Source organism: Paenibacillus tundrae, from assembly GCF_030812775.1.
In the GTDB taxonomy this organism is placed as follows: domain Bacteria; phylum Bacillota; class Bacilli; order Paenibacillales; family Paenibacillaceae; genus Paenibacillus; species Paenibacillus tundrae_A.
In genome coordinates, this window is sequence record NZ_JAUSTI010000003.1 from 403,291 (window position 1) to 429,927 (window position 26,637).

Here is a 26,637-nt window from a genome sequence, read left to right on the forward strand (position 1 = left end):
AATGGACTGTACTGGACTGAAAGTTGGGTGACCGGGATATGAGAAAAATCTTCATTATTGGCATTGTAGCTAGTGGCAAAACAACTCTGGCGAAACGTTTATCGACTCAACTCGGTATCCCATGGCATGAATTAGACAGCATTGTTCATCATCACACGTTAGATGGCAGAAACAAACGCACGCCGGAGGAACAAGTTGAGGTTATTAACGATATAGACCATAGCGGAGATTGGATTTTTGAAGGAGTACACCGGGAGTCATATAACTGTTTATTGGATATGGCAGACACGATTATATTTCTCGATCCTCCCCTATGGAAGCGGAAAATTCGAATTTTGACTCGGTATATCAAACAAAGCCTAGGTCTGGAGCATTGCGATTATAAATCGGATATAGCCATGCTAAAAATGATGTATACATGGACAAGTGACTTTGAACATAATAGGCCTGCTTTTGAAGCCAAGTTGAGTCTCTACAGTCATAAAGTTACGAGAGTCACGAATAGTGAGGCATTAGATAAGATACTTCGGAGCGAAAGAGTCGTAGAAGACAGTAAAGGAGTTACACATGGATGATCTAAAAGTAAAGGCATATAAGAGTATTTTATTTCAAGCATTGCTGGACATCAGGCAGCTTTCTGGAGCCATTGTATGGGACGGGCAACCAGAACCGGAAGAGGGGGTAGAACAATTATTAACGACAAATGTAGGTCAACAGGCTCAGGAAATTTTCCATATCAGCAATGCTTATCACAACTTAGCCGATGCATTAATTGATGATTTAGCCCATTTTAATGAAGAGAATTTTTGGAATCAGATTGATCATTTAAGCAGCACCTTTGCCAGCTTCAAGCATTATAAGTTGTTGTATGAACAATATATGATGAAGCAAAAATGATAGATTAGGAGGTTCCGGTATGCGTAACTTACCCACGGTAACACTTGAGCGGCTGTTATTACGTCCGTTCCAACTGCATGATGCAGATTCCGTTCAACAGTTAGCAGGAGATCCTTACATCGCGGAAATGACACTTTATATCCCTCATCCGTATGAGAATGGTATGGCAGAGGAATGGATTCACACACATCATGATCAATATATTGAAGGAAAATCAGTTACATTAGCTATTGTACACAAAGAGGAATCATATCTAATGGGTGCAATAACTATAGCGCTCCATACTAAGTTTAATCACGGTGAACTGGCGTATTGGATTGGTGTTCCATTTATGAATAATGGTTATTGTACAGAAGCGGCCAGAGGCATGATGGCGTATGCGTTTGACGAATTAAAGTTAAAGCGTGTGTACGCTCGTCACCTAGGTAAGAATCCAGCTTCAGGTAAAGTGATGGAGAAATTGGGCATGAAGTTTGAAGGATGCTTAAGGCAACATGTTAGAAAGGGAGATGCGTATGAGGATCTCGCATATTATGGTTTACTTCAAGAGGAGTATTTGAACGAAAGGAGATGAATATGAAGCTTTATCATTTTAGCGAAGAATCGGATATTACATTATTTGAACCAAGAACGATGTATAATCAGACGAATGCGAAAGTGTGGACGATTGATGCGTATCATGCTGCACATTATTTTTTCCCAAGAGAGTGCCCCAGAGTATGTGTATGGTCTAAGGAAGATGCAGAAAAACTCATTTTAGCTCGGGAATTTGGCTTAACTTCTACCCAACGTATGATTGCGATTGAATCGGATTGGTATGATCGGGTGCGCGAAGGACACATCTATAGATATACTTTCGAGGATGAGCGTTTTGAGTTAGAAAACGAAAATGCAGGGTATTACACTTCGAAATGTACAGTTCGACCAATCGCTGTGGAACGCATGGATGATTTAATCGATGCAATTTTAAAAGAGGACATCGAGTTCAGAGTTATGCCTTCACTGATGCCTTTGAAACAAAAAGTGCTGAAGTCGAATGTACAATTTTCGATGATTCGAATGAGAAATGCGAAGGAGTGATTACGAATTATTCACTTTCCAATGATCGAAACGGATCGATTAGTTCTTAGAGAGCTGACAATGTCGGACGCTCAACCGGTGTTCCGACATTTCTCGGATGAAAGGGTCACTCAATTCATGGATATCGAGCCTTGTGTGAGCCTTACTGAAGCAGAAGAGATCATCCAATTTCATATCGCAGATTCAGGTTGTAGATATGGTCTGTTTCTTAAGCTTAACCATGAACTTGTAGGCACATGTGGGTTCCATTGTTGGGATCAGGGGCAGCCTTCCAAAGCGGAAATTGGCTTCGATTTGACTGCATCCTATTGGGGTCAAGGTCTAATGCATGAAGCGCTGACTGAAATCGTCAAAATTGGGTTTGACCACATGAAAGTTGATTACATTGAGGCTACGGTGGAGCAAGAAAATGCTCGATCCATTAAACTCCTGCAAAAGATGCATTTTCATAAACATGATGAGCTTGTTGACAATCTACTCTATTATACGTTGACCAAGAAAGAAGCAGCAGGTACTTCGTAGCACACAAATCTAATAAAAGAGGAACAGGTGAATGTTATGGGCTCGCCCAGTATCACATTACAACGTATTACGCGAGAAAATGAATTAGCTTGTATAGCCCTCAAACCGCGAGAAGATCAATTATCACTCGTTGCTACTAACGCTGATTCACTTGTACATGCGGTAAAAGAGGTTACTTCGATACCTCACGGAATCTATGCAGATGATCTTATGGTCGGGTTTGTCCTATTCGACAACGAAGTGTATTCAGATGGATACTACTGGATTTTGCGGCTGATGATTGACGAAAAATATCAGGGTCGGGGTTATGGGAGAAGTGCGATCAAGCAACTTATTAATCAATTGAAAGATAGAACGGATTGTAGACAAATTAGAGTGTCACATGTGCCTCACAATTCAGTAGCTAATCGCTTATACAAGCGGTGCGGATTTCAAGAAACGAGTGAGTTTGAAGACAATGGAGACATCATTTTGAGCTATTCATTTGAGGTGAATGGACATGGTGATTAGAACAGTCTCGCTATGTCTAATTCGTAAAGGGGATTTCATTTTAGTTCAGGAAATCGTTGATCCAGCTGTTAAGCAAACCTTCTACAGGCCCATTGGCGGAACCGTAGAGTATGGTGAGAACAGCAAAGATACAATTACCCGAGAAGTAAAGGAAGAAATAGATGCGGAGATCGAAGAGCCAAAGTTGCTGTGTGTCATTGAGAATATTTTTGCATACTTAGATGATGTAGGTCATGAAATTGATTTCATATATGAAGCTGAATTGGTCGATCGAAGTTTGTACAACACCAACGAAATTCAAGGCGTAGAAGGGGTTACTTCGTTCAAAGCGGTATGGAAATCGATCCATGAACTCTCATCACTTACGTCACATGTACAAGCGAAACTTGTCCCCGATGGGTTGTTAGATTTACTGTTATCGGGTACCTCAGAGCCAAGGAATCCAGTTGAACATTATAGAAGTCGCTCAATAAGGAATTAACCAGATCATATACAAATACGTGTTAACTGCAATTTCGACAAAGGCTAACGGTGTATCCATATGATATTTAACCAACACAAGTGAATGGGTTTCATATATAATGAAACTGTATTCCAACATACATATACTATCAATCGTGAGGTGCACCACACACATGCCAACCATCTATGATTTTACTGTGACCAAAACGAGTGGGGAACGATTCCCGCTCTATCAATATGAGGGTAAGCCTGTGTTGATCGTAAATACAGCAAGCAAATGTAAGTATACCCATCAGTTTGATGATATGCAGAAGCTGTTTGATCAGTATAAAGATCAGGGCTTACAAATTATCGGTTTTCCTTGCAATCAGTTTGCAGAACAAGAGCCGGGAAGTAGTGCAGAAGCAGAATCCTTCTGTCAGATTAATTATGGTGTGAAGTTCCCGATGTTCTCCAAAATGGACGTGAATGGTGAAGCGGCTCATCCATTGTATGACTTTCTCAAAAAGTCGGGGCCATTTGCAGGTTTTGATGAGACAGATGTGCAGGCGAAGTTGCTGAAGCTAATGGTTTCGGATAAGGCTCCAGAGTGGCTACATGGAGATGCGATTAAATGGAATTTCACTAAATTCCTGATTGATAGCGAGGGACGTGTTGTTAAACGTTTTGAGCCGATTGATTCCATAGCTGATATCCAGACTAGCATTGAGCAACTTCTGTAACTGGACAAGGGGCAGAGTGCGTTATCATTAGTTTGTAATACATGCTGTTCCATAGAGGCCATGACACGTAACGTATTCATTATATGTGTTCATGGCTTCTGTTCGCTGTAAGGAACCAAAACCTCTCCAACAGGAGGTATTATTGATGCCACGAATGATGCAATTTACGAATCCGCTTGAATATAGTTATCGCTCCACCAGTTTATTTAACGTGGGGAAGTCGGATGGATTCCATGCGCACGCTCAGTATGAGATCTATTATTTTCATGCTGGGGAGTGCACGTACATCATTGGAGATCGTGTCTATGTGCTAGCGCCGGGAGACTTAGTTCTAATGCATGGCATGACGCTCCACAGACCCCATCCCATTGCGGGTAAACGCTATGAACGAACGACGCTGCACTTCGATCCCTCGGCAGTTCGCAGCCATTTACATCCAGATCGAATAGATGAAGCGCTTCAGCCGTTTGAGGAATTAGGGAATTGCCGTATTAATCTAAAAGGAGAAGTTCGAGCAGAGTTTGAACAATTGTTATTGCAGCTTCATCAACTTTCATTGCATTCAAGCTCCTTCGTACAGGAACGGTTGAACCTTCGATTATGCGAACTCTTATATGTTATTGCTGGCATCTGTCAGGGTAATCTGGAGGAGCATCGCCCTTCTTCGGATAAAGAACGACATGTTCAACACATCATTCGATATGTAGACATGCATTATATGCATGATATTAGTCTAGATGATCTGGCGAATGAGCTTCATTTATCGAAGCCATATATGGCGGGTTTGTTCAAGGAAACGACAGGCAGTACGATATTTAAGTATCTGTATGACCGGCGGATCAACCAGGCGAAGGTGTTATTTCAGTTTCAACCCGGCATTAGTGTAACCGAAGCTGCGCGTCTGTCAGGGTTCAAGCGCTTGTCTCATTTCAGTCGCATTTTTAAACAAAGTGTTGGCTGTGGTCCGGATCTGTACCGCACTCGTCTACATCAGTGATTGTAAAGAAGATACAAGTCATTTTTCAAAATTGAATCATTACATTGGATTAAGGTCGGTCAGCATATGTTGGTCGGCCTTTTTGTGATATCGGATAGTTCATACTTAGCAACAATACGCCATTCCTTTTGTTTAGAAGACAAGCAGAAAAGGTAAAGAAAGGATAAAGAGAAGATCCGCATCTCGATTCGAAGGAGGCGTTTGGAATGGAAAACAACAAAGTGGGCGATACTACATCATCGAAACAGAAATACACGAGAGACCATCCAGAGCAGTATGCTACCGAGAAGGAAAGTTTGTTCGATAAATATGAAGAGGAACAGACGGTAGATCCGATTCCGATGGAGGATCTGAATATGGAAAAGCAGGAAGAGAAACGTAAAGATCAGACGAAGAGCAATTCGTCCACAGAGGAAAAATACCGCGCAGATTATCGGAAATCGTAAGGTTTTGATGGAAGTTATAGCTTCGAGAATATGCATTGTATTGTAATGAGGGATCACAGAGTTTGTATATTTAGTGAAAATAAAATAGTTTATTGACTAATGTTTGTTACTATATTATAGTTACTAATGTTAGCATGATGAATGAAAAATTTAGGAGGCGAACATGTAATGTCTACAACTTTCTTTGACGCGTTGAAAAACAGAAGATCTTATTATGGAATCAGTAAAGAATCCACTATCTCGGATGCTAAAATCCAAGAGATCGTAGAAGAAGCGGTGAAATACACGCCAACTTCATTCAACTCACAAACATCCCGCGCAGTGGTATTGCTGGGCGAGCAACATGATAAATTGTGGAATCACACAGAAGAAATTTTGCGTGAGGTTGTAGGTAACGAAGAAGCATTCAAATCTACAGCTGAGAAAATGGCAGGATTCCGTAGTGGTTATGGTACGGTTCTGTTCTTCGAAGACAACAACGTAATCGCACAACTTCAACAGAACTTCGCAGCTTATGCGGATAACTTCCCAATCTGGGCGAACCAATCCAACGGTATGTTGCAGCTGGTAATCTGGACAGCATTGGAACAAGAAGGATTGGGCGCTTCTCTGCAACACTACAATCCACTGATTGATGAGAAAGTTAAGCAAGAATGGAACATTCCAGAGAACTGGAGATTGATCGCTCAGATGCCATTTGGTAAACCAACAGCTACACCAGGCGAGAAAGAATTCCAACCGATTGAAGAGCGTGTAAAAGTACACAAATAAGCTACATTACTTTTAGCTGCTTTCAATCCAATTCCCAACATTTAACCACATACGGCCTCGCTTCAATTTGGTACGATGATCTATGATCGTACTCCAATGAAGCGAGGCTTTTTAATGTGATAAATGGAATAAAGAAATTGACCTATAAACGAATATTAAAGCTGGTATTGAGTGGCGTGGTTCTGCTTGGCTCGGTGACGAGTTACAACATTAACGCGGTTCAAGTTGCGGGTGCTACGCAGCAATTTCAAGACATCAGCAATAGTTATGCTCGTGTTGCTATTATGAATCTAGTAAATAAGGGAATTGCCGCGGGTACCACCGACCGTACATTTGAGCCTAAGAAAGCAGTGACCCGAGCTGAATTTGCCACTTTTGCAGTTAGAGTACTGGGACTCCAGCCAGTAAAAAACAATCTGAATCCCTATCAGGATACGAGTTCAAATGCTTGGTATTATGGCAATATCTCTGCGATGACAAACCTTAATATTATGGAAGGAAAGGGTCAAGGAATATTTCAACCTAATGCCAACATTACGAGAGAGGAAGCAGCAACACTACTCGTAAGAATGCTGAAGCAACAGGCAGGCTCTACAGGACTACTTCCTTATACTTATGCAGATTCATCCCTTATATCAACGTGGGCTAAACCTTATGTGCAGGTAGTCTATCAATTAGGTTTAATGCGAGGCAGTGATGGATACTTCCGACCACACGATCAGGTGACTAGAGAAGAGGCAGCGGTTATGCTTAATGCGATTCTGCAGAATAAAGCATGGTCTGAGCAGCTGCAAACAGCAGATCAATTGGGGATTCAACTTGGCTGGCAATATGATTCAACTACAGCAGAATTTAAGCAACAGGTGCAACAATCGGAAGTGAACACACTCGTGCCTCGATGGTTCTTCCTGAATAGCAGTATGCAGGTGACAGACCATACCGATTCAACATTGTTAACGTGGGCAAGGTCTACGGGGCGGGAGGTGTGGCCTCTTCTGGGGAATCGTTCGAATCCGACACTGACCCATCAGATGTTATCTAGTACTACAAATCGAGCTAATGTGATATCCCAGGTGGTTGCATATGTGAAAAAATATGATTTACATGGCATTAATGTAGATTTTGAAAATGTACAGCCTGCTGATCGAGAGGGGTTGACTTCATTTGTCACATCCCTGGCGGCATCTCTACATGCCATAGGTGCTGTTATATCTGTGGATGTGTCTCCTAATCTCGGAACCGATTGGACAGCGGCATTTGATTACGCTAGGTTAGGGGCAGTATCTGATTACATGGTACTGATGGGATATGAAGAGCATTGGAATGGTGACCCCATTGCTGGTTCGGTTGCATCGCTGCCATGGGTAGAAAAAGGATTAGAGACCATGCTTACTGACGTGGTACGCTCCAAAGTAATATTGGCACTTCCGCTCTACACACGAGATTGGTCATCACGGAACCCAGCTACAAGTTCATGGGATATTACGCTTGGGGAGCAAGGCATACGAGCCAAGGCTCAAGGCTCTGTGAGACAATGGAATGCTAATTTGGCACAGTATGTAATTGGTTATTCAAGTAGCGGTATTCCACGATATATCTGGGCAGAAGATAGCCGTTCTTTAACTGCGAAAGTGAGGATGAGCACAGCAAGGAATATTGCTGGTTTAGCGTACTGGTATATGGGTGGAGAAACCTCAGATGTGTGGAACGCCATCTCAAATGCTAATCGTTTTGAGTCATATGTATTTTAAATATCAAAATTCAACCCAAATGAACCGAGTTGCTCGGGGACGGTTTGGGTTGTTTGCTTTGGAACAAACTATAGGTAGGCGTTTGAGTTAATGTAGTTGGTTTAATGAATATAAGGGTTTTATGAAACTACACATAGAAGAATTGAAGTTGATAGCATTGGAGGAGAGAGAGCATGCAGAATTATGATTGCATTATTGTAGGCGGAGGAATTGCAGGGCTTCAGGCAGCTATCCAGCTGGGACGCTATAGCACACATCGTGTGCTTGTCATTGATGCGGGTGAAGGACGATCCACCCTGTGCCGGACCTATCACAATATTCTTGGTTATCCTGACGGCATTTCTGGAGAAGAGTTACGAGCCAAAGGTAGAATGCAGGCAGAACGAACCGGAGTTGAATTTCAAAAGGGTCGTGTGATCGAAGCTAAGCGGAAAGGGGAACGTATTCAGCTTACCGGTGATAATGGGATGACATTCGAAACGAGCACCGTTCTACTAGCTACTGGACTTTCTGATCGAATACCGGACATTCAGGGGTTAAACCCAACACTTGGCAAGACGGTGTATGTGTGCCCAGATTGTGATGGCTATGAAATACAAGATCGTAAGACCGTCTTATTAGGTTCTGGAGAAGCTGGTGCGAATATGGCACTAGTATTAATTAAACGAACCAACGATCTGTTATATGTGAATCATGAACATAAGCAGATCTCGGCTGAGCTTCATCGTAGAATGAAGGAAGAGGGAATTCGTTATCTGGAAGCCACTGTGCAGGAAGTGCAGCAATCAGAAGATGGTTATATTACAGGAATTCTAACAGATGATGGTCAAATGTATGAATCTGAGCGCGGTTTTATCGCTTTTGGAGGCAACCGGGTACACTATGAATTAGCAGAGCAATTGGGTGCGGAGATTGCTGACAATAGACATGTGAAAGCTGACCCACGTACAATGATAGCAGCTCCGAATGTTTGGATTGCAGGGGATCTCGGTGTGCACGCCGAACAAGCGACAGTAGCGATGGGAGAAGGAGCCATTGCGGCGATCTGGATTCACAAGGAATTGCAGCGAATTGCTAAGGAATCAAAGGTAAGCCAGTTCTAATCGGTAAAAATGATCTGTAATTGATGTCACAAAATTCTGCAGTCGATATTGGAAATAATGAAGAAGAAAAAGTCCTTTTACCCTGGATAGGGTAGAAGGACTTTTTCGATTCTGTAGCCAGTTTTATGAATCTTTTTTATCAATTTGTTCATTTTTGGAATTCTTTTTGGGGTGAGCTATATTGTCTACAATGTCCCCTACAGCATTCTCAATCATGTCCGTTGGCCCCGGATTATCTTGGTCGGGGTGTAAGATGGTGTTTACACCAGGTTTGAGATTTTTATTCGTTTTATCTTTTTTTGACTCACTCATCATTTGTTCCTCCTTCTGATATGAAGTACAAGGTATACCTAACATCTGCAATTGTTGTAATCTATATGTAAACGATTAACCAATTCGTTTCATTTGAAACGTGGTAAACGGAGGGATTGAGTGTAAGTGGTCAAAAAAGGTGTGATACTCCTAATACTGGCGATGTTATGTATTTGGTCTTATTGGAGAACGAGTGGAAGTGATCAAGACCCTTATCTAATCACTGATTATAGTCGTCTGCATCCTGTAAAGGTGGAGCGCATTGTACCAGGACAAGAGGAAGAGCAGCTAATTAAGCTACTACAGGACGCCCAAAAGCATAATCTGACCGTATCGATTGCCGGGCAACGACATAGCCAAGGAGGCCATACTTACTACGAGGATGGAATTGTAATTGATATGACATCGTATAATCGGGTACTTGAGATTCTGCCTAATGCGAAGAAAATAACAGTACAAGCGGGAGCAACCTGGGCAGATGTACAACGGGCGATTAATTCCTATGGATTATCTGTGAAAAGTATGCAGTCCCAAAATATATTTACGGTGGGTGGCTCGATTAGTGTAAATGCCCATGGACGTGAACTCCGTAACGGAACATTAATGGAGAGTGTCGAATCCTTTCGGCTGCTAACCGCAGACGGTCAGATTCGTGAAGTCAGTCGTACGCAGAATGCCGAACTGTTTTCTTTGGCATTAGGTGGATATGGGTTGTTTGGTGTAATACTAGACGTCACGTTAACGTTAACCGATGATGAATTATATCATTTGACAACGGATCAGCTTCTCGTCGAAGATTATCCGGCGTATTTCCGTAAAGACATCTTAGGGGATTCGAGTATGCGGATGCATCTGGCACGCATTTCGTTGATACCGGGTGAAGGCTATTTTCAGAATATGTATGCCATCAATTACGCTTTAGATTCTGAAGGTGACTTGAATCATTACAATCAACTTGCCAAGCGAGAGCAGGGTGTATTACCGGCCAAGATCCTGTTTAATCTAAACCGAGAATTTCCGTGGGCAAAGGACGGATTCTGGCAATTACAGCAACGTTATCTCGAGTCTCAGGATGGTCAGCGGATCAGCCGCAATAATGCAATGGCGTCTCCCTCCGCATTTATGGAGTACCATCAGCCTGGAAGCAACGACCTGCTTCAAGAATATTTTATCCCGATTGATGAATTTCCAGCCTTTGTGCAAGAGATGGGGAAGATTGTATCCGAACAAGAGCTGGATTTGCTCAATATAACGGTACGTTACGTGAAACAGGATGAAGAGGCTATGCTCTCGTATGCGACACAGGATATGTTTGGGCTGGTCTGTCTTTTTCACGCTTCTTTATCAAAGGAAGAGCAGACGACGTTCAAAACTGGCCTTCAGCGAATCATTGATGTAGCTATTGCGCATGGCGGTACATATTATTTGCCTTACGAGGCTTATGCCACGTCAGAGCAATTCGAACAAGCATATCAGCATAAGCAGGCTTTTTTTGCGGCCAAAGAACGATATGATCCTGAGCACCGGTTTATGAATTATTTTATGGAGCAGTATGGGGGGGAACGTAAATGAATATTCAATGGCTTGTCCGCTCACAGAGCATCGTCACCCTGGCATCAGGTATGATCTACCCGTATTATTTGCTTTTTCTCAAAAATCTAGGCAATAGCTTCTCGAAATACGGTCTAGCCTTTGCCGTCTTTACGATCAGCTCCGCAGCAGCTTCCCAATGGCTCGCACCTCGTTTAGATCAACATGCGAAGCAATGGCTTATCGTTAGTTCACTAGGCATGGCGGTTGCCATGATCGCCTTTCCATGGGTCTTGTCGTATATATGGGTATTGATATTACAGATGGTCATGGGCTTGTGTAATGCAATGCAACGTATGAGTGAGCGTACACTACTAGCGGATCATACCTTGCCGGGTCAGCGTGGACAGGCGATGGGGAACTATCATTTTTGGACATCGGCGGCTTCAGGCTTTGCTGTCATATTGGGAGGAGTGCTGATTGATTGGCTCACGATAGATGTCTTATTTTATCTGAGCGCAGCGTTATACGTAGGTGGGGCATGGGCTGTCGGGAGATCTACATCTTCAGTGGAAATGAAGTGATGGTAAAAAGTAGCATGTAGCACTGGCTGATTAATCTTTGAGCAGAGGTTTATATTATAAGTAGATATATTAATTACGCTCAAGGAGGAATTCCGAATGACTGAAAACAACCATGTTATTCATAAAGATGGGCAGGTCGCTACAGAACAAGTAGAAGGTGCAATCAACAAAATTCCTTCTGAACAGAGGGATAACATTTTAGAAAACTTTGATGCCTTTAAGGAATATCTCGGAAAACGTATTGCCGTTGGAGAGTCCATCGGATTGGGTGAAGAACAAATGGCCAAAATCGCTGAGAAAGTAGCCGATTATCTGGCTGCGAAGGAAGAGCCGCGCAACCGGGAAGAGAAATTGCTGCAGGAGCTGTGGAATGTGGGTAAGGAAGAGGAGCGTCATATGCTTGCCCATATGCTCGTCCGCTTAGCGCAGCGTACACAATAGTCGTTAACAATAGAGGCCTTGGATGAGAACATCCAAGGTCTTTCATTTATTCTGACTTCATTACCGTTCTCAGTATTGTCCGTTCATTATCGTAATTAAGGAGAGAGTGGTAACGTTCATTGTAACTATTTTTCACCTGGCTGATACTTTTGCAATATCGACTTCACGTATGATATAGAAAGTTAGAATCAACTGATTAACTCATGTAGCGTTTGAGAGGGAAGGCTTACGGTTAAGGAATAGTAACGTTCATATAAGGAGAGATGCTGCCTATGAAGAACGCGGCGAAACAATGGAAACTACGAATGCTGGGTATTGCGGTTGCGGTGCTGGGCATGATTGTGATTGCTACATATGTATTAACACCTGCTAATGCAGAGGAGAATGCAACTGCTAATCCAGCTGCTGCCAAGCAAGTTCAGGCTAACAACTCTGAGATGTTTACAGCCTATGTAGACGATCTACAGCAGGAGAACGGCAAGCTTTATCTTGTTGTCGATAAAATTGGCTGGTATCAAGGTGAAGAAGCAGATAAAGTGTTTGAACAACGCAATCCGAACTCGGGTCTAGACGGTGCTCCTGATGGGTATTATATCGTCAATGATAATGAGGAGCAGGAGAAGTTTGAAGTGAGTGCAGATGCCGAGGTGTTGATGCAACTGTATGATCGGGATGGAACGATTCAGGGTGCAGATATTCAATGGAATGAGCCAATTGAACTGAGTACATTCGAAACAGTGTACGACAAAAAAGATATTTTGGATCTTGCTGTATTTCCATATCACCTGACGGTGCAAGACGGCAAAGTGGTCAAAATTGTTCAACAGTATATTCCTTAAAGGTAAAGGACAAGATTGAAGCATTCCTTCCGTTCGACAAGAGCGGTTAGGAATGCTTTTTTGTTGAAACCATTCCATAGTACTTTCAGCTATTTCCAAATCGTTACAAAATCAATGATAAAAGCGTTATGAAAAGGGCTCAGATATGACAAATAATCGAAGAAGATTGTAATTCATTGTAGGTACAGGTATCATTAGAAGAATGGTTTTTTTACATATCTTCAGGGGGATGGTCATGCTTAAAGACATGATTGCGTTAACAAAACCTGGATTGCTGCGGTTGAATGTTTTTGCGGTAGCCGTAGGCTTCTGGGTTGCTTCAAAGTGGGATATTTCTTGGTTATCCTTGTTCATGGTCGTGATTGGATCAACATTGGTCATTGCCTCAGCTTGTGTTATTAATAACTATTGGGATCGGGAACTGGATCAGAAGATGGAACGGACGAAGAAGCGGATTGAGTATATTAATCATCTCAAGCCTTCGTTTGTTCTCTGGTACGGAATTGTACTTGGTGTCGCAGGGTTCATCGTATTGTATGTTATGGTTAATCCGTTGTCGGCATGGCTCGGCTTGGGGGGATGGTTTGCTTACATTGCGATCTACACCATCTGGCTCAAACGTAGCTCGACCTGGAGTACATCCCTTGGGGGAATCGCAGGTGCAATGCCACCAGTTATTGGTTACTGCGCTGTGACGAATCAAATTGATGTCGGTGCATGGTTGCTGTTCGCTTTGTTGTTTCTCTGGCAGCCGCCTCATTTCTGGTCACTTGGCATTCGCCGGGTAGAGGAATATCGTGCGGCAGGTTTTCCATTGCTGCCTGTTGTCAAAGGTGTGAAGCGCACGAAGCTACAGATGATTCCTTATGTATTACTGCTGCTACCCTCGGTGTTCCTACTGTATTACTACAATTATGTAGGTTTGGTATTTCTGATCGTAGCTCTAGGCGGCGGACTTCTCTGGTTAGTTCATACGTTGACTGGAATCAATACGAAGGATACGGAGAAATGGGCCAAAATTAATTTTTTGATCTCGGTCAATTACCTGATGGTGGTATTTATCGTGATGGTGGCTAATACAACTTGGTCGTAGCGAGTAGTCTCTGTAAATAACCTCTAAAAGCATGCTGTGGAGAATATATGGACAACCTTTGTTGTCTGTAAATCCTCCTTGGGGTGCTTTTTTAGTGTATAATGATAAGATGTACATAAAAGGATGTTTATGGGAGAACGGAGCATAGAGATGAATGAATTACAGCAGTCTATTGCGTTAAGACAAGAGGGAAAAGCCGAAGAGGCGATTGTATTATTGAAAAAAATAACGAATCAGGAGCCCACTCATGCTCAGGCATGGTATCAGCTCGCATGGGCACATGACAATCTAGGCTTGGAGCGAGACGCTGTTCCATACTACGAAAAGGCGATACAGCTTGGACTAGACAAGGAAGACCAAGCTGGAGCTATTCTTGGTTTGGGGAGCACGTATCGAACATTAGGGGAGTACACACAAGCTGAGAAGTGGTTGGCTCAAGGGATCCAGTTATTCCCTGAACGTCGTGAATTTGAAGTGTTTTATGCCATGGTTTTATATAATCTCGGTAAACATACCGAAGCAATGCAACGTCTGCTGATCCAATTGGCAGATACGTCTAACGATTCAAATATTGTTGATTATCAGAAAGCCATTCGTTATTACGCAGATCAACTTGATCGCGTGTGGGAGTAAGAAAGAGAACGGAGGAGTACGATGAGATCAGAACAAGAAACAGAGCCAATGAACGAGAGATTAGAACGGATGGAAGAGAAGTTGGATCGCTTGGAAATTGCACAACAGAAACATAAGAAATCACCAGTCGCGAAATTCCTAATCGGTGTTGGTATTACGTTCGGAATTATTTTGGTTCTAATGATGACGATTGGTGTCCTTCAGTTTGTAAGCGAAGGTTCATAATTGAATTAGGGAGGTATCCGCATGCCTTTTCTTAAAAAAGTCGTACTTCGCTGGCAAGATTGCCCACCGGAACAACAAAACGTGTTCCCCTATCACATTCCCGCATTACGTAATCTAGATGAACTGGAATTCAGACATAATGTAACCTTCCTGGTAGGGGAGAATGGTTCAGGCAAATCGACACTGCTCGAATCAATCGGCGTAAGCTGTGGTTTTAGCATTGTGGGTGGCAAGGATCTGGTTATTACGAATGAAAAAGACGATGCCTCGTTATCCACCATTCTGAACCTGCAATGGATGCCGAGAGTGAAGCAGGGATTTTATTTTCGTGCTGAAACCTTTGACACATTTGCCAAGTATATTGATGAACTCGCAGATGATCCTGACGTTGGCAAGAGCGCATACGCGCCGTACGGAGGGAAGTCTTTGAATGTGCGATCACATGGTCAGGGATTTCTTGAATTTCTAACCAATCGTCTGAGTACAAAAGGCCTGTATTTATTGGATGAGCCCGAATCTGCTCTATCGCCTCAGAACCAGCTTGTCTTGTTACGGATGATCCATGAGATGGAGAGTAGTGGGTCGCAATTTATCATCGCGACGCACTCCCCCATATTAATGTCTTATCCAGGTGCTTGCATATACGAGTTCAGCGAAGAAGGGATTATGGAAGTGGCATATGAAGATACGGAGCACTTTCAACTGACCCGTGACTTTCTTAATTACCGAGAACGGTATTTTAAGCAGTTGTTCGAGGACTAGGGCATGTCCTAGTTGGACGGCGGCAACCATTCTTGCACCGTTTCAATAAACCGACGTGATGCGGGTGCGAGATTACCGAGTGAGGTACAGGCGATACCAATCGTGCGATAAGGCTCACCTGTGATGGGGACAAGAGCGAACTCATCGGTGTGACCCTGTACCACCATTTCAGGCAGCAGGCTGATTCCAAGCCCATTCCGAACCATTGCCATGATGGCTTGATCCTCGGCTACTTCGTAAATCACGTTCAGTTTCACGGCATGCATACGAATTAAACGCTCAATTTCGTTGTCACCGCCCCACTTCGGCAAAATGAAAGGTTGTTCCTGTAATACATCGAAATTAACAGATGTGTTGTGAGCCAGGGGGTGATCTAGAGGCAGGATGCACATCATCCTGTCTTTTTGTAATGGAATCGTTTCATAGGGTGTAGTTTCACCAAGGGACAAAAATCCAAGATCAATCGCCCCACCGGCAAGCCAACCCTCGATTTCTGCATAATCACCCTCCCATAGCTTGATCTCGATTCCGGGATGACGCAGCCGAAATTGCGTAAGAATTCCAGGCAGCCATTGCGTTGAAACACTGGCGAATGTTCCAATGCGAACGGTACCCACCTCAGCCCCCCGGATCAAGGAAATTTCTTGATTCATTAATTCTGTCCAGCGCAGAATCTCGCGTGTATATCCCAGAACTCGTTCACCCTCAACTGTAATGCGAACCCCTGAACGTCCTCGGCTTAGTAGAGGGAATCCACACTCTTTCTCCAGACTGGCGATCGCATGACTAACAGCCGATTGCGTGATATTAAGTGCTTCTGCCGCTTTGGTAAGGCTACCATACTCCGCGATGGTATTGAAAATTTCGTATTTGATTAACGACATGAGCGCATGATTCCTCTCGATTCAAATTACATGAATTTATTTCATGTATATCATTATAATTATTCATTTTAATAATGCAAAGAGATCGTTTATACTTGCCAAGGCGAATTCATTTGCGCTGACATATAAGCAGATAAGATTATACAGAATGAAGGTAGACGTAGAATGAGTAGAGTAAGCAGTAAACCTATGATTGGAGCGAGAAGAGCTGACATTCAGATGTTGCTCGCAACCGTTATCTGGGGATCATCGTATTTATTTATGAAATCTGGACTGGAATCGATGCAGGAATTAAACTTAGTCGCTTTCCGGTTTGCAATTGCATTTATTGCTGCCGCCGTTATTTTTCACCGTAGGTTATTTCGAATGGATATCGGTACACTTGTAGCAGGGACGGTTATGGGGACAGCATTATTTGCAGCATTTGTATTCATTACATATGGCGTACAACGAACAACGACATCACAGGCTGGTTTTTTGATTAGTTTAGCTGTTATTTTTGTACCGATTCTAACAACCATTATTCATAGACGTATGCCAGATAGACGTCTCATGATGAGTATCATTGTTGCCGTTACTGGGCTGGGATTGTTGACTCTTCAGCACGAGCTCAGCTTACATACCGGAGATATCCTATGTATTGTTGCAGCATTGATCTACGCGATCTACATTATGATCGCTGGTAAATTCACACCGAAGCATGACCCTTTAACGCTGGGAACGGTGCAACTAGGGGTTGCTGCTATATGGGGTATTGCGGCAACCTTTTTGTTCGAGAGTCCTCGTCTGCCGGATTCACCTGAGTCTTGGGCGGCGATTCTAGGATTGGGTGTGTTGTGCAGCGGTATTGGTTATATATTGCAGACATTAGCGCAGCGTCATGCTTCGCCGACTCGGACAAGTCTAATATTCTCTTTAGAGCCGCTATTTGCCGCTGCGTTTGCTTTTAGTTTTCAAGGAGAAACCTTAACGCTACAAGGATACACAGGAGCAGCACTCATGTTGGTTGGTGTATTAATTACCGAGATCAAAGCCGTTGAACTGATGTTCTGGCGTCGCAAGCAACCTAGTATACCTACAGAATTTGGAGAACGGGGAGCACCTGGCGTGTAGTCGATCGCATCGTTAGTGATATATAAGAGGTGGGGAATCTTTTCATTCAAATGAAGAGATCTCCACTTTTTTGTTTTGCATTTTAAAACTAATAATGGATTGTCAAATATGCTTTTCGAAAAAAAATATTGCCCTAACAACCAAACAAAATAATAACTTGTTTTGTTGAATCCTCGTTTTTGTGCTACACTGGATGAAAATAAGGGAAAACGGGTGAGTCGTATGGCTAAAAAGGTAACGATGCAGCAAATTGCCGATGCTGCCGGGGTATCGAAGTTTGCTGTCTCTCGTGCTCTAACAGGTAAGCCAGGGGTAAGTGAGTACACACGGGAGATGATTATTAAGACAGCAGCTCAGTTAGGTTACTTCAAGGCTGAACCGAAACGTTATCCGATCGAACAGGCAGTAGAGACGGATCATATTGCAGATAACACAGGAACCATTTTGGTGCTGTTCCCTAATATTCGATCACAGAATCGCTCTTCCCTCTACTGGGGACCAGTTTTCGACGGTATTTCAACTCGTTTGAATGAGATGGGGTTAGACATATTAACCCTAACGGAACCTTCATCAGATCGGATGTTCTCTGTGCTGAATCCAGAAGCGATCAGGGGAATTATCACGGTGGGTGCGATTTCTACTTCTGTATTACTAGAGATCTATCGGTTGCGAATTCCGCTTGTGATGGTGGATCATGAGGAACCAGCGGTTCATGCCGACACTGTGTTCACGGACAATGTCAAATGTATGAGAGAACTCGTGCTTATGCTGATTGGCAAAGGGTACAGGCACTTTCAGTTTGTCGGTGAGCTGCCTGATGCAGCGAGTTTCAGAGAGCGCTGGTTAGGCTATCGTTCCGTGCTGGAAGAGATGCAGATTCATTCCAATCAGCAGCCTGGACTACTTGGGCCAAACAATGAACATATTCGAAAGGCGATTGATGAAATGGAGATGGAAGATCTTCCCGAGGTTTTTGTCTGTGCCAATGATTTTACGGCTGTGGTCGTGCTACGTGCCCTTAAAAATAAAGGGATTGATGTCCCAGAACGCTGCTCTGTTACTGGCTTTGACAATACAAGGGCTGAGGAGCCGATAATGGCTACCATCCATATTGATAAGGAGCATCTTGGTAAGAGAGCGGTTGATCATTTATTGTGGCGAATTGAAAACCCCAATCAGCCTTTTGAGCGCAAGTTAATTTATTCAGAGTTAGTTGTACGTGATATGCATCAGACGAAACTACTGTAGATTAAGCGTATAGGATTCACTGCAAAAATGAACAGAAGTTCCACAAAGACATAGGCAAGATGCAGCCTGATGTCTTTTTTTGTTTGCCAAGTATCCCTAATGTAGGCCAATCACAAAACCACTGTTGACTATTCTGAGGGTGACATGTTATTTTTGTTTTGTAAGTTATTCGTTTTATAATAACAAAACCTAACAAAATGTTTCGCTTATGTTTGCAAAAAAACTTTATTCATAACGGAGGCTATGATGAGTACGATACAATCACAGGTTATTCAGAACTGGACGTTTAAGGCATGCGAGGATCAAGAATGGTTACCCGCACAGGTGCCGGGCTGTGTACATACGGATTTGCTGAAGCTGGGGAAGATTCCAGATCCGTTCTATGGAACGAATGAGAAAGAGGTTCAATGGATTGATAAGAAAGATTGGGAGTATCAAACGAAATTTGATGTTCAAGAGAAGTTATTTGCACAGGAGCATCTGGAGCTTGTATTCGATGGACTAGATACGTATGCCGATGTGTATGTGAATGATCAACATGTGTTGTCTGCTGACAATATGTTTCGTGTGTGGAACGTTGATGTGAAAGCGGTTGTCAAAGCGCAAGATAATGTACTTAGAATTCGTTTCCGTTCTCCGATTCAGGAAGACCTGCCTAAGCTGGAGAAGCTTGGATACGCACTGCCTGCAGCAAATGATCAATCGGATGTAGGCGAACTCGGAGACAAAAAGGTGAGTATTTTTGCCCGGAAGGCTCCATATCATTATGGATGGGATTGGGGTCCACGGTTTGTAACAAGTGGCATCTGGCGTGAGGCTCGGTTAGAAGGCTGGTCTGAGGTGCGAATTAATGATGTATTTATTCAGCAACAGGAAGTGAGCGCTTCGATCGCTTCATTAACCGCTGTAGTAGAGATCGATGCAGATCATGCGGGTGATGCCGTCATTCGGATCAATACAGATGGTCAGGTCTGGGAACAGGCTGTAACGTTAAAGGCAGGCCTACAGACCGTAGAAGTTCCTGTTACGATTGATCAACCGAAATTATGGTGGAGCCGCGGACTTGGTGAAGCACATTTGTATACTTTTGTGACAGAAGTGCTTGCTGGAGAGCGTGTATTGGCGGAATCAACGGTTAAGACGGGGATTCGTTCGATTCGTTTGGTTCGTGATAAAGATGAGGTTGGGGCGTCCTTTTATTTTGAGTTAAACGGCGTGGCGTTTTTTGCCAAAGGGGCTAACCATATTCCGAACGATAGCTTCATTACCGAAATTACGGCTGAACGATATCGCCATGAGATTGTCTCCGCTGCGGAGTCCAATATGAACATGTTAAGAGTATGGGGCGGGGGTATCTACGAAGAGGATATATTCTACGATTTGTGTGATGAATACGGCCTTTTGGTATGGCAGGACTTCATGTTCGCGTGCAGTATGTACCCTGGAGATGAAGCGTTCCTAAATAGTGTGAGACACGAAGCGATTGATAATGTTAAACGTCTGCGTAACCACCCTAGTATTGCATTATGGTGTGGTAACAATGAGATAGATTCAGCGTGGGCTCACTTCAATGAGAATGGTGGCTGGGGCTGGAAGAAAGACTTCAATACAGAGCAACGCGAGAGCATCTGGGCAGATTACAAAGCCGTTTTCCATGATCTATTGCCAGAAGTAGTGGAAGCCTATGCACCTGGTATTGATTATTGGCCATCCTCACCGCTTGTATCTCTGACAGATGACGAGAAACAACATGCGCATCCGTCAACAACCGAAGGAGACATCCACTATTGGGGCGTATGGCATAGTGTTGAACCATTTGAGAACTATAATGTTCACGTTGGCCGCTTCATGAGTGAATATGGATTCCAATCCTTCCCTGAATATAAATCAGTTCGTACCTATGCTGAGGAAGAGGATCTGGCTCTTGAATCCGAAGTGATGCTGGCTCACCAGAAGAATGGTGCAGGCAATCGTCTGATTAAACAGTACATGGATATGTACATGCACGAACCGAAGGATTTCCCATCGTTCCTGTATATGAGTCAAGTTCTTCAGGCAGAAGCGATGAAGACAGCTATTGAAGCGCATCGTCGCCGCAAACCGTACTGCATGGGTACGCTCTACTGGCAAATGAATGATTGTTGGCCTGTAGCTTCATGGGCAGGTATGGATTATCTCGGTCGTTGGAAAGCATTGCAGTACTACGCGAAACGCAGCTTCAGTGATGTACTGATTTCAGTCGATGGTACCAAGGAAGATACAACGGATATCTATCTAATCTCTGATCAACTGGAGGCTGTGAAAGGAACATTGCAACTACGGCTTATCGGATTTGATGGAACTGTACATCGTGAAGAAGAGCATGAGGTAACGCTTGCGCCGAATTCCGGCCAACAAGTGCTATCCCTCAATCATGCAGAATGGTTACAAGAGCTTAGTCCAGCGACAACGTTACTTCGACTTGATCTGAAGCAAGAAGGACAGGCGGATATTGTGCAAGAGCACTATTTTGCTCCATCGAAGGATATCGGCTTGAAGCCGGCTCAGATTCAGGTAAAAGAAGTTAAGGAGAACGATACGGTGCATCTCGTACTTGAAAGTGATGTTCTTGCTAAACAAGTATGGATTTCGTCAGAAGCAGAAGGCGTTTTCTCGGATAATTTCTTCGATCTCATTCCAGGTATCCCTGTTAAGGTGAAGTTTACATCAAGAGCCGGACTACAAGATTCAAGTGCAGTATCGTCTGCGGGTACCATTCAAGTTCGTTCGATGGCAGATTTTATTACGTTATAATTTAAATGTAAATAAATGCTTCAGTATTCAATGTTAAAAACGTGCTGCTTCGTTTTCACCGAAGCAGCACGTTTTCTTATATGTAAGACTCAGAGTGTATGCATAGGCATCAGTTGTGAAAGAACATTGGCAAGTTTTAGCTCTTAATAAACCTGCGGCTATTTGCTCTGTTCTTCACTTTGAATTTGGTTCAGTTGGTCGATGTTTAACGTGAGGTCATTTTCGGGATTGGCACTTACAATCACTGGAGATGTCGTTTGTTGCTCTGTAGAGTGGCTGGATTTGTTCGCCGGTTTGATCACATACAGACTTTGAATGGAGTTGAGGAGACTGGCGGGTGTGTCTTCATAGGTTTCAAGGAAGAGCACATAATCCTTCGTAGGAATCAGTGAGACGTGGTCATCATTGATAATTTCTGTGTTATTCAGCTGTCCTCCCAGTTGTTTAACTTCAAGTGTATCCCCTGCTACGAATATACCTTTGTAGGATTCGGCAACTTGAATCGTATGAATGGTGTAGATTTTGTCAAAAGCAGGCTCTTCATTTCCCGCATCTAACACAACCTCTTGGGTATTCTCCTGATCAGCCTCGGGAGCTTGTACCCTATCATTCAATGCTTCTACACGAGTTTGAATCACATTACCTTTGATGATGGTATCCGCTCGATCAGAGAGGTCGTTGATGCTGGAATAGCTCGGAAAGTCTTCAGAAGCAATTACAGTGATCGGAGCCTGAGGCGTTGATGCCGTTTGGGTCGTGACAGAAGAGCAACCTAGTGTGGACAGAATGAAGATTGAAGAGGCAAATAGCGTTAAAATTTGGATTTTTCTCATGGATATAGTTCCTCCTTGGAATAGGTTTAGTAGAGAGGTATTAAATCGAGGCGTTAGTATCTGGATCTAACATTGTTGATATCAAAGGTCTGCGGCTTGGTCATAGAATTGCGATTACGGGTGTAGGACATGATGGAAGGGCTAGACGTAGTGGGGTTATCTCCAAGCCAAACGGAGTGGCCTAGTTCGTGCACGAACACGCTCTGAATGAAGTTAGATAAGTTGGTTGCGTCTGCTGATATGGTAGAAGCGTTGAGTTCAATGCGGAAGCTTACGACTTGACTTCCTGATACAGAAGCATAATTGACACCATAAGCAGTGTTATTGAAGTTTCCAGCGGTGATGGTATTAGGGGAATTGGTCGATTTGGTGAACTGTACTTTGGCACCTGCGTTGTTCCAGTTGACAATTGAGGCGTCCATCGGGGCTTGCCATGTGGAATTGTAATTATAAGGTCGAATAGGAATGGTGGAGCTGGGATAACCGTAATTCAAGAAGGTTGCGGCGTAGATTGTACTGCCAAACATCGCGAGGGCTGAGAATAACATGATGCTCATAAGAATTTTCCTTTTCATACTTAAAACCTCCAATAAATGTATTATTTTACTCTATTAGAGTAACAGGGAATTGATCTATTGAAATGAGTCCGAAGTCACTGTTTTAAAGGATTAATCTCTCTTTTTTTCATTAATATTAAGCTGATTTCGTCTAAATATCTGGATTGCTGTCGAATCATTACAGGCTCACAAACATGTTAGGGAATACCGAATCTGTGATTATTAACAATCGATGTAAGCTAGAAGTTCAAGAAGAAGCATGGAATAAGACAAGTATTTTGTGCAGTTATACATGCATAATTTCCCTCCGAATACAAACAATACAAACAACTTAGAGAGGGAAAGGAAGTGCCTTGAGCATGTGCAACCGATTTTCATTGGCAGCAGATTTAGATGAGGTTAGAGATCATTTCAAGATACAGCGAGTGATGTATTATTACAAAAACCGTTATAATATCAGTCCTACCCAGCACACGCCAATCATTCTTCATCAGGATGGGGAGCGTGTATTGGATGAGTTTCGTTGGGGGTTCATTCCATTTTGGGGACGTGATGCGGTGAATGCGAACCTAATGACTGTGCATGATAATCCTTCGTATTACAAACTGGTGGAAACGAAACGGTGCGTTATTCCATGTAACGGTCTCTTTTACTGGCGCCAAGAAGGTAAAAAAAGCTTTGCTGTTCGTGTCGTTATGCCGGATCGCGGATTGTTCGGAATTGCCGGATTGTATGAGATTTGGAAAGACACACGGAAACAGCCGCTTCGTACCTGCACGATGCTAATGACAGGCGCCAACATGGTTACCCGAGAGTTTGGCAGCAAGATGCCGGCAATTTTGTCGGAAACAGAAATTGATACATGGCTAGATCCGGCTAACACTCGTGTAACGCAGCTTCTACCACTATTGAAGTCATACAATAGTTCAGATATGCATCTGTACCCGGTGACACCGATGGTTGCGAATGATGAGCATGATTGTTATGAATGCGTAGAAGAGGTAGAACAGAAGCTCGCGTATGTGCGCAGCTACTAAACCACCTCAACCAATATAGAGCCCATTAAAGGCGGAAAGTCTCTAGGGTGTGCCTGATAACTCCGAAGGACGCAGGATTAGCCGAATTTTCGTTCCAAGCAAGGAAGTTTTCCGAAGACGTGTGGGGCGCGTCAAGGGAAAATGACGAAGCAGGGAGCCAAAATGTGGTGAAAGATGCACTTCAGCGAGTTTTGAGACACGTCCTATGCTTTCCGCCTTTTTTCGGGTTTGAGAGACTGAATTTCCGTTTAATGGAGAGGGTGCTCGTTCTGCTGAGAAAAGAAAAGTTGAAATGCAATCGAATAGTAACTATAATAATTACAGTAAAAAGAAATACGTATTCATATATCTATTAAAAGAGATATTTATATTCAGGAGGGAAACCCAAAATGAATCCAAAATTCAACAAAATGTTTGAACAAGTCTCTCTACCCAATGGCATTGCTCTCAAAAACCGGATTGTATTGGCGCCAATGACACATATGTCTTCCAACGCCGATGGCACCGTATCCGATGCAGAGCTTGAATATTATGCTCGTCGTACCGGTGGTGCCGGCATGTCTGTAACAGCTGTAACCTATGTCACACCGAACGGCATCGGCTTCCCTGCACAATTTGCAGCTTATGATGACAGCTTCATTCCTGGGCTGAAACGTCTGGCAGATACAATTAAACAACAAGGCTCCAAAGCCGTATTGCAAATCTTCCACGCAGGTCGATTGACTCCTGAACAAGCTGTTCCAGCAGGTCAAGTGGTAGCTCCAAGTGCAGTTGCCAGTGAGCGTCCAGGCTCTCCATTACCAAGAGAACTATCCGATGAAGAGATTACGTCAATTATTAAGGATTTTGGTGAAGCTACACGTCGCGCGATTGAAGCTGGATTCGACGGTGTTGAGATTCATGGTGCGAACGGATATCTGATTCAACAATTCTTCTCGCCACATTCCAATCGACGTGAAGACCGCTGGGGCGGTAATATTGAAAAACGTCTGACGTTCCCACTTGCTGTGGTTGATGAGGTTCAAGAGGTTGTGGCAAAACATACCAAACTACCATTCATCGTTGGTTATCGTTTCTCACCAGAAGAACCGGAAACACCGGGTCTGACAATGGAAGAGACGTATGCACTGATCGATGCATTGAAAGAGAAAAACTTAGATTATTTGCACGTATCTCTGAACGAGTTCTGGTCTAAACCAAGACGTGGTGAAGCAGATACACGCTCTAGAATGGAGTTTATCCTTGATCGTGTAGGTGGTAAATTACCAGTTATCGGTGTAGGTTCAATCCATACAGCAGATCAAGCAGCTGAAGCGCTCGAGAGTGGTGTACCTTTGCTTGCCATTGGACGTGAGCTGATTATTGAGCCAGATTGGGTAGAGAAGATTGAAAGTGGTCGTGAGGAAGATATTGAGACCATTCTGACCAAATCGGATCAGGAGCGTCTAGTCATTCCAGATGGCTTGTGGAATGCTATTATCCATACACCGGGATGGTTCCCAATGGCCGATGACCAATCATGAAAGATTCCGTTAGAATCGATCATAGCTGATTCTGATTCAGTAATGCAGGACACATGAAGATTAAGGGGGAGCAGAGGCTCCCTCTTTTTTGACATGGTTCCGAAATTCTCCTTCGAAGAGCACTGTGGTATGATGGATGAACAAAAAAGTCTTGGATAATCAGGCGGTTTGGAGTGAAGGAATATGCTCGTTGCGGAACGGTATGAGAAAATAGTGGAATGGGTGGACGCACAAGGGAGCATGCGCGTTACAGAGCTAAGTGAGCGCTGCGGTGTAACCGAAGAGACGATACGACGAGATCTGGACAAGCTGGAGCAGGCGGGTAGACTCAGGCGGTCACACGGTGGAGCGGTCACGATTAAATATAAAGATGAGGGGCAGCCGGAGATTCCATATCCGGAGCGGGCTGTAACCCATGCCGAGGAGAAGCGTAGAATTGCAGATGAAGCAGTCAAACTGGTCGAGTCTGGCGATCGAATTGCCCTCGATGCGAGTACGACAGCTTGGTATATGGCGGCAGGATTACCGAATATCCCACTTACAGTTCTAACGAATTCGATTAAAGTGGCTGCAGAACTTAGCAATAAGGAACAGATTCGCGTGATTGCGACAGGAGGTCAATTAGCCTCAAAGTCCCTTTCTTTTGTAGGGCCGCTGGCTGAACGTTCTTTGGACGCGTATCATGTGGACAAGGTGTTTTTATCATGTAAAGGTGTTCATCTAACCATGGGCATTAGCGAGTCGAATGAATTGCAGGCTCTGGTGAAGCAAAAGATGATAAGTATTGCGGATGAGGTTATTTTGCTAGCAGATTCAAGCAAGTTCAATATACAGGCATTTACTCGGGTAGCACAGATTGAGAGTGTGTCGAGAGTAATCACAGATTATGGTTTGGATCAAGATCAGGTTCGAATGTTAGAAGAACAAATGATTGAATTAATACGAGTCTAATCGTTGACAATAACTATC

General features: G+C 43.4%; 31 protein-coding genes. 27 read left to right on the forward strand and 4 right to left on the reverse strand.

The features are described 5' to 3' along the window. The first annotated feature begins 38 nt into the window (after positions 1 to 38). The 13 genes from J2T19_RS07735 (at position 39) to J2T19_RS07795 (ending at position 9,261) form a co-directional block, all read left to right on the forward strand. Positions 39 to 575 (forward strand): P-loop NTPase family protein, encoded by a 537-nt coding sequence (locus J2T19_RS07735; protein ID WP_307214386.1) that lies wholly within the window; start codon positions 39 to 41, stop codon positions 573 to 575. Then, positions 568 to 897 carry a hypothetical protein gene (locus tag J2T19_RS07740; RefSeq protein WP_307214388.1) on the forward strand — a complete coding sequence of 110 codons (330 nt, stop codon included), beginning with the start codon at positions 568 to 570 and terminating at the stop codon, positions 895 to 897. Before J2T19_RS07735 ends, J2T19_RS07740 begins: the two co-directional genes overlap by 8 nt. 19 nt (positions 898 to 916) lie before the next feature. Next, positions 917 to 1,471, forward strand: coding sequence for a GNAT family N-acetyltransferase (locus tag J2T19_RS07745; RefSeq protein WP_307214390.1), 555 nt, complete (start codon positions 917 to 919; stop codon positions 1,469 to 1,471). Positions 1,472 to 1,473: 2 nt separating this feature from the next. Then, positions 1,474 to 1,977 carry a DUF6886 family protein gene (locus tag J2T19_RS07750; RefSeq protein WP_307214392.1) on the forward strand — a complete coding sequence of 168 codons (504 nt, stop codon included), beginning with the start codon at positions 1,474 to 1,476 and terminating at the stop codon, positions 1,975 to 1,977. Between the two features lie 21 nt (positions 1,978 to 1,998). Beyond that, a complete protein-coding gene (locus J2T19_RS07755) occupies positions 1,999 to 2,499 on the forward strand; it encodes a GNAT family N-acetyltransferase (RefSeq protein ID WP_307214394.1) in 501 nt (166 codons plus the stop codon). A gap of 36 nt (positions 2,500 to 2,535) precedes the next feature. Beyond that, positions 2,536 to 3,009 carry a GNAT family N-acetyltransferase gene (locus tag J2T19_RS07760; protein WP_307214396.1) on the forward strand — a complete coding sequence of 158 codons (474 nt, stop codon included), beginning with the start codon at positions 2,536 to 2,538 and terminating at the stop codon, positions 3,007 to 3,009. After that, the gene (locus J2T19_RS07765; protein ID WP_307214398.1) at positions 2,999 to 3,490 is read left to right on the forward strand and encodes an NUDIX hydrolase; all 492 of its coding nucleotides are present in this window, start codon (positions 2,999 to 3,001) and stop codon (positions 3,488 to 3,490) included. The genes J2T19_RS07760 and J2T19_RS07765 overlap by 11 nt, the downstream gene beginning before the upstream one ends. 154 nt (positions 3,491 to 3,644) lie before the next feature. After that, positions 3,645 to 4,193 (forward strand): glutathione peroxidase, encoded by a 549-nt coding sequence (locus J2T19_RS07770; RefSeq protein ID WP_239289332.1) that lies wholly within the window; start codon positions 3,645 to 3,647, stop codon positions 4,191 to 4,193. Positions 4,194 to 4,338: 145 nt separating this feature from the next. Then, positions 4,339 to 5,190: an AraC family transcriptional regulator gene (locus J2T19_RS07775; protein ID WP_307214401.1), complete on the forward strand. Its 852-nt coding sequence runs from the start codon at positions 4,339 to 4,341 to the stop codon at positions 5,188 to 5,190. Positions 5,191 to 5,396: 206 nt separating this feature from the next. Beyond that, a complete protein-coding gene (locus tag J2T19_RS07780; RefSeq protein WP_145048276.1) occupies positions 5,397 to 5,636 on the forward strand; it encodes a YczO family protein in 240 nt (79 codons plus the stop codon). A gap of 168 nt (positions 5,637 to 5,804) precedes the next feature. Then, a complete protein-coding gene (locus tag J2T19_RS07785; RefSeq protein WP_128101566.1) occupies positions 5,805 to 6,407 on the forward strand; it encodes a nitroreductase family protein in 603 nt (200 codons plus the stop codon). Between the two features lie 137 nt (positions 6,408 to 6,544). Then, on the forward strand, positions 6,545 to 8,158 hold the full coding sequence (locus J2T19_RS07790) for an S-layer homology domain-containing protein (RefSeq protein ID WP_307214404.1): 1,614 nt from the start codon (positions 6,545 to 6,547) through the stop codon (positions 8,156 to 8,158). A gap of 173 nt (positions 8,159 to 8,331) precedes the next feature. Then, positions 8,332 to 9,261, forward strand: a complete 930-nt coding sequence (locus J2T19_RS07795; protein ID WP_307214406.1) for an NAD(P)/FAD-dependent oxidoreductase — start codon at positions 8,332 to 8,334, stop codon at positions 9,259 to 9,261. A 123-nt stretch (positions 9,262 to 9,384) separates the two neighbouring features. Here J2T19_RS07795 and J2T19_RS07800 read toward each other — a convergent pair whose 3' ends face one another. Continuing rightward, complete coding sequence (locus tag J2T19_RS07800) at positions 9,385 to 9,573, reverse strand: hypothetical protein (protein WP_307214408.1); 189 nt, start codon at positions 9,571 to 9,573, stop codon at positions 9,385 to 9,387. A gap of 141 nt (positions 9,574 to 9,714) precedes the next feature. Between J2T19_RS07800 and J2T19_RS07805 the strand changes: the two genes are divergently transcribed. The 8 genes from J2T19_RS07805 (at position 9,715) to J2T19_RS07840 (ending at position 15,680) form a co-directional block, all read left to right on the forward strand. Next, positions 9,715 to 11,145: an FAD-binding oxidoreductase gene (locus tag J2T19_RS07805; RefSeq protein ID WP_307214410.1), complete on the forward strand. Its 1,431-nt coding sequence runs from the start codon at positions 9,715 to 9,717 to the stop codon at positions 11,143 to 11,145. After that, positions 11,142 to 11,687 carry an MFS transporter gene (locus J2T19_RS07810; protein WP_307214412.1) on the forward strand — a complete coding sequence of 182 codons (546 nt, stop codon included), beginning with the start codon at positions 11,142 to 11,144 and terminating at the stop codon, positions 11,685 to 11,687. Before J2T19_RS07805 ends, J2T19_RS07810 begins: the two co-directional genes overlap by 4 nt. 96 nt (positions 11,688 to 11,783) lie before the next feature. Beyond that, positions 11,784 to 12,128 carry a DUF3243 domain-containing protein gene (locus J2T19_RS07815; RefSeq protein ID WP_307214414.1) on the forward strand — a complete coding sequence of 115 codons (345 nt, stop codon included), beginning with the start codon at positions 11,784 to 11,786 and terminating at the stop codon, positions 12,126 to 12,128. 272 nt (positions 12,129 to 12,400) lie between these two features. Beyond that, the gene (locus J2T19_RS07820) at positions 12,401 to 12,967 is read left to right on the forward strand and encodes a hypothetical protein (RefSeq protein ID WP_307214416.1); all 567 of its coding nucleotides are present in this window, start codon (positions 12,401 to 12,403) and stop codon (positions 12,965 to 12,967) included. 235 nt (positions 12,968 to 13,202) lie between these two features. Continuing rightward, positions 13,203 to 14,060, forward strand: a complete 858-nt coding sequence (gene cyoE / locus J2T19_RS07825; protein WP_307214418.1) for a heme o synthase — start codon at positions 13,203 to 13,205, stop codon at positions 14,058 to 14,060. Positions 14,061 to 14,210: 150 nt separating this feature from the next. Continuing rightward, positions 14,211 to 14,693 carry a tetratricopeptide repeat protein gene (locus J2T19_RS07830; protein WP_307214419.1) on the forward strand — a complete coding sequence of 161 codons (483 nt, stop codon included), beginning with the start codon at positions 14,211 to 14,213 and terminating at the stop codon, positions 14,691 to 14,693. Between the two features lie 21 nt (positions 14,694 to 14,714). Then, positions 14,715 to 14,918, forward strand: coding sequence for a hypothetical protein (locus J2T19_RS07835; RefSeq protein WP_307214421.1), 204 nt, complete (start codon positions 14,715 to 14,717; stop codon positions 14,916 to 14,918). Between the two features lie 21 nt (positions 14,919 to 14,939). Next, positions 14,940 to 15,680 carry an AAA family ATPase gene (locus tag J2T19_RS07840; protein WP_307214423.1) on the forward strand — a complete coding sequence of 247 codons (741 nt, stop codon included), beginning with the start codon at positions 14,940 to 14,942 and terminating at the stop codon, positions 15,678 to 15,680. 8 nt (positions 15,681 to 15,688) lie between these two features. Here the strand turns inward: J2T19_RS07840 and J2T19_RS07845 are convergent, their stop codons facing one another. Next, complete coding sequence (locus tag J2T19_RS07845; protein ID WP_307214425.1) at positions 15,689 to 16,564, reverse strand: LysR family transcriptional regulator; 876 nt, start codon at positions 16,562 to 16,564, stop codon at positions 15,689 to 15,691. A 165-nt stretch (positions 16,565 to 16,729) separates the two neighbouring features. On the opposite strand from J2T19_RS07845, the gene J2T19_RS07850 reads away from it, so the two are divergent. From J2T19_RS07850 to J2T19_RS07860, 3 genes are all read left to right on the forward strand, one after another. After that, positions 16,730 to 17,677, forward strand: coding sequence for a DMT family transporter (locus tag J2T19_RS07850; RefSeq protein WP_307214427.1), 948 nt, complete (start codon positions 16,730 to 16,732; stop codon positions 17,675 to 17,677). 222 nt (positions 17,678 to 17,899) lie between these two features. Next, positions 17,900 to 18,925, forward strand: coding sequence for a LacI family DNA-binding transcriptional regulator (locus J2T19_RS07855; RefSeq protein ID WP_307214429.1), 1,026 nt, complete (start codon positions 17,900 to 17,902; stop codon positions 18,923 to 18,925). Between the two features lie 246 nt (positions 18,926 to 19,171). Next, a complete protein-coding gene (locus J2T19_RS07860) occupies positions 19,172 to 21,718 on the forward strand; it encodes a beta-mannosidase (RefSeq protein WP_307214431.1) in 2,547 nt (848 codons plus the stop codon). A gap of 158 nt (positions 21,719 to 21,876) precedes the next feature. Here the strand turns inward: J2T19_RS07860 and J2T19_RS07865 are convergent, their stop codons facing one another. Both J2T19_RS07865 and J2T19_RS07870 read right to left on the reverse strand, forming a co-directional pair. Beyond that, entirely contained in the window at positions 21,877 to 22,551 is a 675-nt protein-coding gene (locus tag J2T19_RS07865) for a hypothetical protein (RefSeq protein WP_307214433.1), read from the reverse strand. Between the two features lie 53 nt (positions 22,552 to 22,604). Next, on the reverse strand, positions 22,605 to 23,126 hold the full coding sequence (locus tag J2T19_RS07870) for a zinc metalloprotease (protein ID WP_307214435.1): 522 nt from the start codon (positions 23,124 to 23,126) through the stop codon (positions 22,605 to 22,607). A 341-nt stretch (positions 23,127 to 23,467) separates the two neighbouring features. Between J2T19_RS07870 and J2T19_RS07875 the strand changes: the two genes are divergently transcribed. The 3 genes from J2T19_RS07875 to J2T19_RS07885 all read left to right on the forward strand — a co-directional run bounded on the left by J2T19_RS07875 (position 23,468) and on the right by J2T19_RS07885 (position 26,619). Beyond that, positions 23,468 to 24,145, forward strand: coding sequence for an SOS response-associated peptidase (locus tag J2T19_RS07875; protein ID WP_145048304.1), 678 nt, complete (start codon positions 23,468 to 23,470; stop codon positions 24,143 to 24,145). Positions 24,146 to 24,534: 389 nt separating this feature from the next. Then, positions 24,535 to 25,668, forward strand: coding sequence for an NADH-dependent flavin oxidoreductase (locus J2T19_RS07880; protein ID WP_307214438.1), 1,134 nt, complete (start codon positions 24,535 to 24,537; stop codon positions 25,666 to 25,668). A 183-nt stretch (positions 25,669 to 25,851) separates the two neighbouring features. Beyond that, entirely contained in the window at positions 25,852 to 26,619 is a 768-nt protein-coding gene (locus J2T19_RS07885; protein ID WP_307214440.1) for a DeoR/GlpR family DNA-binding transcription regulator, read from the forward strand. The last annotated feature ends 18 nt before the right edge of the window (positions 26,620 to 26,637 follow it).